The sequence below is a fragment of the Microbispora sp. NPDC049125 genome, from assembly GCF_040802045.1.
Taxonomy (GTDB): domain Bacteria; phylum Actinomycetota; class Actinomycetes; order Streptosporangiales; family Streptosporangiaceae; genus Microbispora.
In genome coordinates, this window is the sequence record NZ_JBEZDW010000002.1 from 380,383 (window position 1) to 389,946 (window position 9,564).

The window sequence follows — 9,564 nt, forward strand, 5'->3', positions numbered from 1 at the left end:
CCGTATGGCCGCGCCGCCCGTTGTGGACATTCCTCTCGTCGACGAGCGGCTGGCCGAGGATCTCGCTAACGGCCTGGCCGCGGTGGAGAAGCTGCTCCGCTCGTCCGTGGAGAGCGAGGACGCCTTCGTCACCGAGGCGTCGCGGCACCTCATCGAGGCCGGCGGCAAGCGGTTCCGGGCGATGCTCGTGCTGCTCGCCGCGCAGTTCGGCAACCCAGAGGCCCCGGGCATCGTGCCCGGGGCCGTCGTCATCGAGCTGACCCACCTCGCCACGCTGTACCACGACGACGTGATGGACGAGGCCCGCGTGCGCCGCGGCTCGGCGTCGGCCAACGCCCGGTGGGACAACACCGTGGCGATCCTCACCGGCGACTACCTGTTCGCCCAGGCGTCGGAGATCCTCGCCGACCTCGGCAGCGAGATGATCCGGGTCCAGGCGCGTACGTTCTCCCGGCTGGTGCGCGGGCAGATCCGGGAGACGGTCGGGCCGGCCGCCGGGGCCGACGCGATCGCCCACTACATCGGCGTACTGGCGGACAAGACGGGCTCGCTCATCGCCACCTCGGGAAGGTTCGGCGGGATGCTGTCCGGGGCGCCGCGCGACGTGGTCAGCCGGCTGAGCGACGCCTGCGAGGCCATCGGGGTGGCCTGGCAGCTCGGCGACGACCTCATCGACGTGGCGGCGCAGCCCCAGGACTCCGGCAAGACGCCAGGCACCGACCTGCGTGAGGGCATCCGCACGCTTCCGGTGCTCTACGCGCTGGCCTCCACCGACCCGGCGGACGCGCGGCTGCGTGAGCTGCTGTCCGGCCCGGTGGCCGAGGAGGACCTGGCGGAGACGCTGTCCCTGCTGCGGGCCAACGCGGGGATGGCGCAGGCACGCAAGGAGCTCACCCGGTGGACCGACCGGGCCAAGGACGCCCTGGCGGGGCTGCCGCCCATCCCCGCCAGGGCCGCCCTCGTCGCCCTCTGCGACTACGTCGTGGAGCGCTCCGGCTGACGTTCCCGTAGGCATCATTGCCCAGGATCGCCGAGGCCGCCCTCCTGTGGCCGGGCTCCCGGCGATCGCGCGGATCAGCGGGCGGTGTCGAGCCTGGCCGGCTCCCGGGCGAGCTGCCGGAGAGGGCCGATCACCTGACTGGGCGGCCGGGGGAGATCAGGCCGACCTCGTAGGCGAGGACGACGGCTTGGACGCGGTCGCGGAGAGCGAGCTTGGACAGGATGCGCGAGACGTGCGTCTTCACGGTCGTCGCGCTGAGGCTCAGCCGGTCGGCCAGCTCGGAGTTGCTCAGACCGGTGGCCATCAGGCGCAACACCTCCAGCTCCCGGGGTGTCAGCTCGGACAGGTCCCGGTGAAGGGCGGCCCTTCCGTCGTCGCGGCGGGCGAAACGCTCGACCAGGCGACGGGTGATCGCCGGTGCGAGCAGGGCATCGCCGGACCGGACCAGGCGGACCGCGGCCACCAGGTGCTCGGGGGTGACGTCCTTGAGTAGGAAGCCGCTGGCGCCCGCCGTGAGGGCGGCGTAGACGTAGTGGTCCAGGTCGTAGGTGGTCAGGATGAGGACACGGGTCTCCTCCGCTCCGCCGGCGACGATCCGCCGGGTGGCCTCGATGCCGTCCAGCCGCGGCATCCTGATGTCCATGAGCACGACATCGGGCCTGGTACGCCGGACGGCCTCGATCGCCGCGGCTCCGTCGGCCGCCTCGGCCACCACGTCGATGTCGTCGGCGGTGAGGATCATCCGGAACCCGGCGCGTACCAGCGCCTGGTCGTCGGCGATGACGGCGCGCAGCGGCGTGCTCATGCGGTGCTCCACGGGATGCGGGCCGTGAGCCGGAAGCCGCCGCCGGTTCTGTGGGCGGCGTCCACGGTCCCGCCGTAGAGGGCGAGCCGTTCGCGAAGCCCGATCAGGCCCCGGCCGTTTCCGGTGCGGGACTGGCTTGTCCGCGTGCCGCCGGTGTCGGTGACCTCGATCTCCAGCCCGTCGCCGCGCCGGCCGATCGTGACGGCCGTCTTCGCGCCCGCGGCATGCTTCATCGCGTTGGTCAGCGCCTCCTGCACGACGCGGTAGACCGCCAGGTCGACCCCGGGAGGCAGGGGGACGTCAGGCGGCGAGATCGTGGCGTCCACGGACATCCCGGTGGCGCGGACCCGGTCGATCAGCGCGGCGACCTGGTCGAGGCCCGGCTGCGGTTCGAGCCCGTCGCCGGGGCCGCCGGTGAGCCAGCTTTCCTGGGCGGCGAGCAGGCCCATGACGTTGCGCAGCTCGGCCATGGCGGCCCGGCCGCCGGCCTCAATCGCGATCAGGGCCTCCTTGGACTGCTCCGGGTGCGCGTCCATGACCTTGCGGGCGGCGCCGGCCTGGATCACCATCACACTGACATTGTGGGTCACCACGTCGTGGAGCTCGCCCGCGATGCGGGAGCGCTCGGTCTGGACCGCCCTGCGCATGGCGTCTTCCTGGGCCTGCCGCAGGTGCGTGAGCCGGTTGCGGCTGTGCTGCCAGAACTTGACGAAGCCCGCCAATGCTCCCGCGCTCAGCAGGACGACGTAGGGCCCCAGCCAGTCTGGAAGTGTGGGGACGATGTCCCGGTCCACGGCGACGGCGAGCACGGCCGCGACGAGAAGGCACGCGACCGCGCGCACCCGGCGGGAGCTGTGGGCGACGGCGCTGTAGGCGGCGATCGCGATGGTCAGCACGGTGAGCCACGTCTCGCTCCCGTTCATGGCCAGCGTCGAGGCCAGCACGGCTCCGAAGGTGGTCAGCGGATACCGGCGCCGGGCGGCCAGCGGCAACGCGGTCAGCGCCACGAGGAGCAGCGGCGGGTCGTCCCTGCGGACGTTCTGCTCCGTGACGGGCGCGATCGGATGTGGCATACCGATCCTCGCGTCTGGGAGCGCCGGGACGACCGGCAAGGGCGGCAAGGACGGTGTGACCGGCGAGGGTGGCGGGGGCGGTGCGGGCGGCATGGCCGGGAGACTGGGTTGGAGCCGCAGGAGCCCGGCCACCGGCGACGGCAACTGGACGGAGCCCTGCGAACCCGCCGTCGCGAACACCGCGGCGACGGCGAGGACGAAGGCGAGCAGTGCGTCGGCGACGAGTGCCCGCGGAGGAGTTCCGGTGGTCTCCCCATGGAGTGCCTCATGGACTCCCTCGGAGGTTCCCTCGTGCGGTCGCGGCGATCTGAGCAGGTATTGACGCCACAACCGTGGTTCTTCCGCTGTCACCGGCACATTGTCGCGGTCTCGCGATCCGGGGCACATCCTCTTGCATGACCGTTGGGCGTACATCTCAGGGATGACACCGCGAGCGGTCGGCCCGGCGGAGGATCCGATGTCGTCGCGGCGGCCGATGCGCGTGAAGATCGGCTGCGCCTAGCGTCGTTCCCGTCATCAGGTCGCCGCGGAGCACGCCGGTTCGAGGCGGCCGCACCGACCGGAAGAACGGACGTTCCATGAGCCAAGCGCTCAAACTGCGTGGCGGCACAGTCGCCGTCGCCGGCCTGCTCGCCTTCTCGGGGCTGGCGTCCCTCGCGCCGCTGCCCGCCTCCGCCGCGCCCGCCTCCGCCGCGCCCGCCTCCGCCGCGCCCGCCTCCGCCGCGCCCGCCTCCGCCGCGCCCGCCTCCGCCGCGCCCGCCTCCGCCAGGTCTGTAGCCGCCGCGGCCCTAGCGGCCATGCCCGCGGCCGCCGCGGCCGGCGGCACGCTCTACTTGCCCAAGCCGACCGGCCCCCGCTCGGTCGGCACCGTGGCGCTGTACATGAAGGACACCTCGCGCCCCGACCCCTGGGTGCCGGCGGTGAGGGCCAGAGAGCTCATGATCTCCCTGTGGTACCCCACGAAGACCCGCACCGGGCAGCGGGCCCAGTACATGACCCCGACGGAGTCAGCGCTCCTCCTCAAGGAGACCGAGGTCCCCGGCCTGCCGGCCGACGTGTTCAGCACGGTGCGCACCAACGCCGTCAAGGGCGCGAAACCGGCAGGGCGCAGGCACGGTCTGCCACTCGTGGTGCTCTCTCCCGGTTTCAAGATGCCCCGCACCACGCTGACCGCCCTCGCCGAGGATCTGGCCAGCCGGGGGTATGTGGTGGCCGGGATCGATCACACGTACGAGAACATCGCCGAGACCTTCCCGGACGGACGGGTCACCACCTGCGTCGTCTGCGAGGGCGATCACGACCCGTCACTCTTCACGAAGTTGGACAGGGTCCGGGCGGCCGACGTCTCCTTCGTGCTCGACCGGCTCACCGGGGCACACCCGATCTGGAAGGGCTCGTCGCTGATCGCCCCGTCCCGCATCGGGATGGCGGGCCACTCCGCGGGTGGTGCGAGCACCATCGCCGCGATGGTCGCGGACCCCCGGCTCCGCGCCGGAGTCGACATCGACGGCACGACCGACGCGGGGATCCTCAACAGCGAGCTGTCGCGGCCGTTCATGTTCCTGGGCAAGCCCGAGACGTACACCCCGGGGGCGGGCAACCCGGAGGTCGCCGAGTGGGAGCGCGACTGGAAGCTCATGAGCGGCTGGAAGCGCTGGTTTCTGCTGACCGGCGCGGTGCACGACTCCTTCACCGACATGGCGGCGCTGGCCGACGAGGTCGGCGTCGACGTCGGCGCCGGGGTGACCGGGGCCCGTTCCCTGGAGATCACCCGCGAGTACGTCGGCGCCTTCTTCGACCGTCACCTGCTGAAGAGAGCGCGCCCCCTGCTGGACAAGCCGTCGGCGCGCTACCCCGAGGTCAAGCACTGCGCTCCGGAGACGGCGACCTGTAAGTAGGGCACCGTTGGTGCCCCGGCGCCTTGGTGCGGCCTGGTCGCGCCGAGGGCTCAACGGCCGTTCAGCAGTTCCACCACGGGGGCGAACGTCTCCGCGTAGGAGCCGGCCAGAGTGACGTAGGAGACGCCCAGCTCGTCGCGGCGCCGCAGCAGCAGGTCGGCCATCTCCCTGGGTGAGCCGTCGAGCAGGGCCACCGCGCCGGAGCCCGGCGGCCGGTAACCGGCGGGGACCCAGGGCGGGGGCTCGGCGCCGACCTGAAGGAGGTTCACACTCAGCTCGATCTGGTCGAACCGCGCTCCCGCTCCGTCGCGCAGGACGCCGATGGGCCTGCGCAGATCCTCGTCGGTGGCGGACGGCGGGACGGCCAGGGCCACGATGTCGGCCTCCTTGGCGGCGACCGACAGCATCCGCTCGCCCGACGCCGCGATGAGGATCGGCGGGCTCTGCCGCTGGACGGCGCCGGTGAACCGGCCGGAGCCTCCGAACGCCGACCTCACCTCGCCGATCACGCTCTCCACCTGGGCGATCCGCTCGCCCGCAGTTCCGTACGGCACGCCGAGCGCCTCCGCGTCCTGACGGGCGTCCACCCGCCCGGCGCCGACGCCGACCTCCAGCCGGCCGCCGGACAGGAAGTCGAGCCCGGCCAGCTCCCAGGCGAGCTGCCGGGGATTGCGGTACGGCGCCGCCAGCACGAACGTGCCGACCCGCAGGGTGGTCGTCGCGGTCGCGGCGGCCGTCAGCGCCGGCAGGGGCGGAAGCGTCCCGAGCGTGTCGGGGACGAGCATCGTCGAGTAGCCCAGGCCCTCGGCCCGGCGGGCGAGGCCCGTCCAGGTGGCGGCGTCCGGGGCGTATCCGGCCACGATGCCGAAACGGAAGTCCTTCGTCATACCGCCGATCCTCGCCTGGGGCGGCCGCGGCGTCGTCCTCCCAGCGGTGGCGACAGCCGTACTCCGCAGGAGGTAGAGAAAGGGGTCAGACGGTTTCGAGTGCGCGAGCCGCGCGGTCGTCGCGGCGGGCGGTGTGGGCGGCGCGCAGGCCGTCCCACGTGAAGACGGCGAGCGCGAGCCAGACGACGGCGAAGCCGGCCCACCTGCTCGCGGGCATGGTCTCGTGGACCACCAGCACGCCGCACAGGAACTGCAGGGTGGGCGCGATGTACTGCAGCACGCCGATCACCGTCAGCGGGACGCGCAGCGCCGACGCCGTGAAGCACAGCAGCGGGACCGCGGTGATCAGGCCGGACGCCGCCAGCAGCGCCGCGTGCCCGAGGCCGTGCTGCCCGAACGTGCCCGTGCCGTTCGCCTGGATGACCACGATGTAGCCGAGGGCGGGGACCAGGAGCACGAGCGTCTCGACGGTGAGGCTCTCCGCGCTGCCGACCTGGGCCATCTTCTTGATCAGGCCGTACGTGCCGAAGCTGACCGCGAGGACGAGGGCGATCCAGGGCAGGCGGCCGTAGTCGAGGGTCAGGATGACCACCGCCAGCGTGCCCAGTCCGACGGCCGCCCACTGCCACGGGCGTAGCCGCTCGCGGAAGACGACGACCCCGAAGAGCACGCTGACCAGCGGGTTGATGAAGTAACCCAGTGCGCCCTCCACCACGTGGCCGCTGTTGACCGCGTAGATGTAGACGCCCCAGTTGAGCGAGACCGTGACGGCCGCGAGCGTGAGGAGCACGAGCTGGCGCCGGGTGAGTGTGCGGAACCAGGACCAGTGACGCCGTACGGCGAGGATGCCGGCGACCGCCACCAGCGACCAGACCATGCGGTGCGCGAGGATCTCCACGGAGCCGGACGGCTTCAGCAGCGGCCAGTAGAGGGGGAACAGACCCCACATGGTGTAGGCGGCGATGCCGTACAGGATCCCCCGGCGCGATTCAGGCATGAACCTTATCTTCGCTCCTTACTGGATTGAGCACAAATAAGTCTTTCTCGCCTTCCGGTTTAGGGGGGCTTACGGAAGGAACAAGCGGGGGTGCCGTCTGGTTGGGTCTGACAGACGCAAGGGGAGGTTCGTGATGGGCTGGTTGTTCGGCGGACACAAGACAGTGATGGTGGACCCGGCGGAGGCGCTGCCGGGCCGCGCGGACGTCATGCCGGTGGCCACCCGGCACCTCGTCCTGGGTGCGCCGCTCGCTCCGCCGTACCCGGACGGAACGGAGATCGCCGACTTCGCGATGGGCTGCTTCTGGGGCGCGGAGCGCATTTTCTGGCAGACGCCGGGCGTCGTGTCCACGGCGGTCGGATACGCGGGAGGCTACACGCCGAACCCGACGTACGAGGAGGTCTGCAGCGGGATGACCGGCCACGCGGAGACCGTCCGAGTGGTCTTCGACCCGATGCAGGTGTCGTACGAGGAGCTTCTCAAGGTCTTCTGGGAGGCTCACGACCCCACCCAGGGCATGCGGCAGGGCAACGACGTCGGCACCCCGTACCGGTCCGCCGTCTACACCCATGGCCCGCAGCAGGAGAAGGCGGCCCACGCGTCCCGGGAGGCGTACCAGGACGTGCTCAGCGCGGCGGGGTACGGCGAGATCACCACGGAGATCGCCCCCGCGGGCGAGTTCTACTTCGCCGAGGACTATCACCAGCAATATCTTTTTAAGGTGCCGAACGGCTACTGCGGCATCGGCGGGACGGGTGTCGCTTGTCCTGTCGGTCTTACTTCGGGTGAGGCGTAGAGCTGCGGCTTCGGCCTGAACCACTGGCCCTTGGTCGGGTCCCTGGGGGGGAGCTGTTCTCGGGCCAGATGTGTGTTCGGCGACGAGTTTCTTCACGAGCTCCAGTCGAGCTGTAGTGCTCACCATGGAGGACGGGACTGGGCGCACCCCTCGGGGTTGGCGGGTGGGGGTCGCGGTCTCCATCGGGCGGAGACCGTCTGGTTAGACTCGACGGATCACGCGCCGGTCATGCCGGTCGTACCATGCCATCTCACTGACTTGCGAGAGACATTCCATGATTTTCATCACGGCGAAATTCCACGTGCTGCCCGAGTATGCCGACCAGTGGCCGGAGATCGCACGCGAGTTCACCGAGGCCACTCGCGGTGAGCCTGGCTGCTTGTGGTTCGACTGGTCGCGCAGTGTCGAGGACCCGGCGGAGTACGTCCTCATCGAGGCATTTCGGGATGGCGATGCGGGAGGTGCGCACGTCCAGTCCGATCACTTCAGGAAGGCGCAGCAGACGTTGCCCCGCCATCTCGCCGAGACCCCCCGGATCGTCAACGCGACGCTTCCGCAGGACGACTGGTCACTTCTCGGCGAGATGGCCGTGCCTGAGTCGTGAGGCAAGCTTGGGGCGTGAATGTCCACGTACCCACGGACGATGTCAGAGCCCCCTGGGCGCAGGCCGGGCCGAATCGGCAGCACCTGCTGACGACCCTGCTCGGCGATTATCTCGACTCCTCGGATGCCGATCTTCCCTGGCGAGCCACGCCCAGATCTGCGCATGCTCCGGTCCTGACTGACCCGGCAGTTCATGGGTCACATAGATACACGCTCGTAGGAACGGGCGTCGCCTGCCCGGTCGGCCTGACCTCTGGCGAGGCCTGACCTGCGGTAACTGACTGATCCTGGCCCTTGGTCGCCCGGCTGGCCCGGTGCCGATCGAGGGCCAGAGCCGTTTTCGGCGAGGACCGCCGGCACCTAGCGGCACCGCGACAGCTCGGTAACCACCTCCCCCGGAACGCGCCGAGAACTGGCGGTCCGGGCGTGTGATTCATATCTGTCGCCGTGGCCTGATAGAAGAAGAGGCCACAGGTCCAAGTCCTGGTAGTCCCACTCAGAGAATGATCACCGATCGAACCATGCCGCCGACGGGCGCAGGTGACTGTAGAAGGAGCTCTGATGGTACGGACTACGCCGCCGCGTCCGGTTGACATCGCTTCCATATTTCCTGAGCTGGCTCCGCTGGCCAGGCAGGCGGTCCGGCTGCATCCGCGCCCCGGCATACCGATGCCTTACGAGAGTTCCATTGGTGGCCCGCTGCTCTGGCCGGCGAATGAGGAGTGGCCGGTGTGCGCGGAAGCGCACGATGATTGGCAACTGCCGGTGTCGCTGGACGACGTGCGTAGGAGTCGTGCCCTGCTGGAAGCGGCATGGCTTCGTCCCCGTGGCCCTAAGGACAACCTTCTCTCCCCAGAGGAGCGGGCCCTACTGGACACATTGGAAGCTGGCCACCACTGGCACGGCGAGCCGAATGCCCTGCTGCCCGTCGCACAGCTCTATCTCCGCGACATCCCAGGGCTGACCGGCCCCGATGGGACAGATCTGCTCCAGGTGTTGTGGTGTCCCCTCGACCACGAAAGCGGACTGCCCGCAGCCCGCCTGGTGTGGCGGGACGCCGCGAGCGTCGTCGATCCTCTGGTCGGTCCGCCCGAGCCAGCCGATGTCGATCCCTACGGCAACTATGTCCCCGAGCCCTGCGTCCTTCACCCGGAGTCCGTCATCGAGTATCCGGCTCCGCATGAGTTGCCAGAAGAGTTGGCGGACCGGCTCGTTGCCTGGGGCCGCGCGGAATGGGCCAAAAGCCACCCCGAGGATGAAGATGATGAGAGTGGCGACGCTTACTACCAGTATGAGCTGTCCGTCGCTCCCGGATGGAAGCTCGGTGGGTGGGGGCCATGGAGCTTCTGCGACCCGTGGCCCTGTCGACGACACGTGAAAACTGACCCCCAGGCGACGGCTGAAATCTGACCCCTCTGCTGTCACCGTGGAGGGTGATCAAGGTGGAGGACTGGGCGGAGATCCGCCGGTTGCACCGAGCCGAAGGTATGCCGATCAAGGCGATC

Annotated in this window: 9 protein-coding genes; 5 read left to right on the forward strand and 4 right to left on the reverse strand. The window is 70.2% G+C overall.

Annotated elements, in window-relative coordinates; translation table 11 throughout:
• The first annotated feature begins 4 nt into the window (after positions 1–4).
• Positions 5–1,000 carry a polyprenyl synthetase family protein gene (locus AB0B72_RS04210; RefSeq protein WP_367736821.1) on the forward strand — a complete coding sequence of 332 codons (996 nt, stop codon included), beginning with the start codon at positions 5–7 and terminating at the stop codon, positions 998–1,000.
• A gap of 130 nt (positions 1,001–1,130) precedes the next feature.
• On the opposite strand, the gene AB0B72_RS04215 is transcribed toward AB0B72_RS04210, so the two are convergent.
• Both AB0B72_RS04215 and AB0B72_RS04220 read right to left on the reverse strand, forming a co-directional pair.
• Positions 1,131–1,805 (reverse strand): response regulator, encoded by a 675-nt coding sequence (locus AB0B72_RS04215; RefSeq protein WP_367736822.1) that lies wholly within the window; start codon positions 1,803–1,805, stop codon positions 1,131–1,133.
• Complete coding sequence (locus AB0B72_RS04220) at positions 1,802–3,229, reverse strand: sensor histidine kinase (RefSeq protein WP_367736823.1); 1,428 nt, start codon at positions 3,227–3,229, stop codon at positions 1,802–1,804. The genes AB0B72_RS04215 and AB0B72_RS04220 overlap by 4 nt, the downstream gene beginning before the upstream one ends.
• Before the next feature lie 446 nt (positions 3,230–3,675).
• On the opposite strand from AB0B72_RS04220, the gene AB0B72_RS04225 reads away from it, so the two are divergent.
• Positions 3,676–4,776 (forward strand): alpha/beta hydrolase family protein, encoded by a 1,101-nt coding sequence (locus tag AB0B72_RS04225; protein ID WP_367736850.1) that lies wholly within the window; start codon positions 3,676–3,678, stop codon positions 4,774–4,776.
• Positions 4,777–4,826: 50 nt separating this feature from the next.
• Here the strand turns inward: AB0B72_RS04225 and AB0B72_RS04230 are convergent, their stop codons facing one another.
• Complete coding sequence (locus tag AB0B72_RS04230) at positions 4,827–5,663, reverse strand: LLM class flavin-dependent oxidoreductase (RefSeq protein WP_367736824.1); 837 nt, start codon at positions 5,661–5,663, stop codon at positions 4,827–4,829.
• Between the two features lie 85 nt (positions 5,664–5,748).
• Positions 5,749–6,660, reverse strand: coding sequence for an EamA family transporter RarD (gene rarD / locus AB0B72_RS04235; protein WP_367736825.1), 912 nt, complete (start codon positions 6,658–6,660; stop codon positions 5,749–5,751).
• Positions 6,661–6,793: 133 nt separating this feature from the next.
• Between rarD and msrA the strand changes: the two genes are divergently transcribed.
• The 3 genes from msrA (at position 6,794) to AB0B72_RS04250 (ending at position 9,469) form a co-directional block, all read left to right on the forward strand.
• Positions 6,794–7,456 (forward strand): peptide-methionine (S)-S-oxide reductase MsrA, encoded by a 663-nt coding sequence (gene msrA, locus AB0B72_RS04240; protein WP_367736826.1) that lies wholly within the window; start codon positions 6,794–6,796, stop codon positions 7,454–7,456.
• A gap of 274 nt (positions 7,457–7,730) precedes the next feature.
• The gene (locus AB0B72_RS04245; RefSeq protein ID WP_367736827.1) at positions 7,731–8,060 is read left to right on the forward strand and encodes a putative quinol monooxygenase; all 330 of its coding nucleotides are present in this window, start codon (positions 7,731–7,733) and stop codon (positions 8,058–8,060) included.
• A gap of 560 nt (positions 8,061–8,620) precedes the next feature.
• A complete protein-coding gene (locus tag AB0B72_RS04250; RefSeq protein WP_367736828.1) occupies positions 8,621–9,469 on the forward strand; it encodes a hypothetical protein in 849 nt (282 codons plus the stop codon).
• Positions 9,470–9,564: the final 95 nt, after the last annotated feature.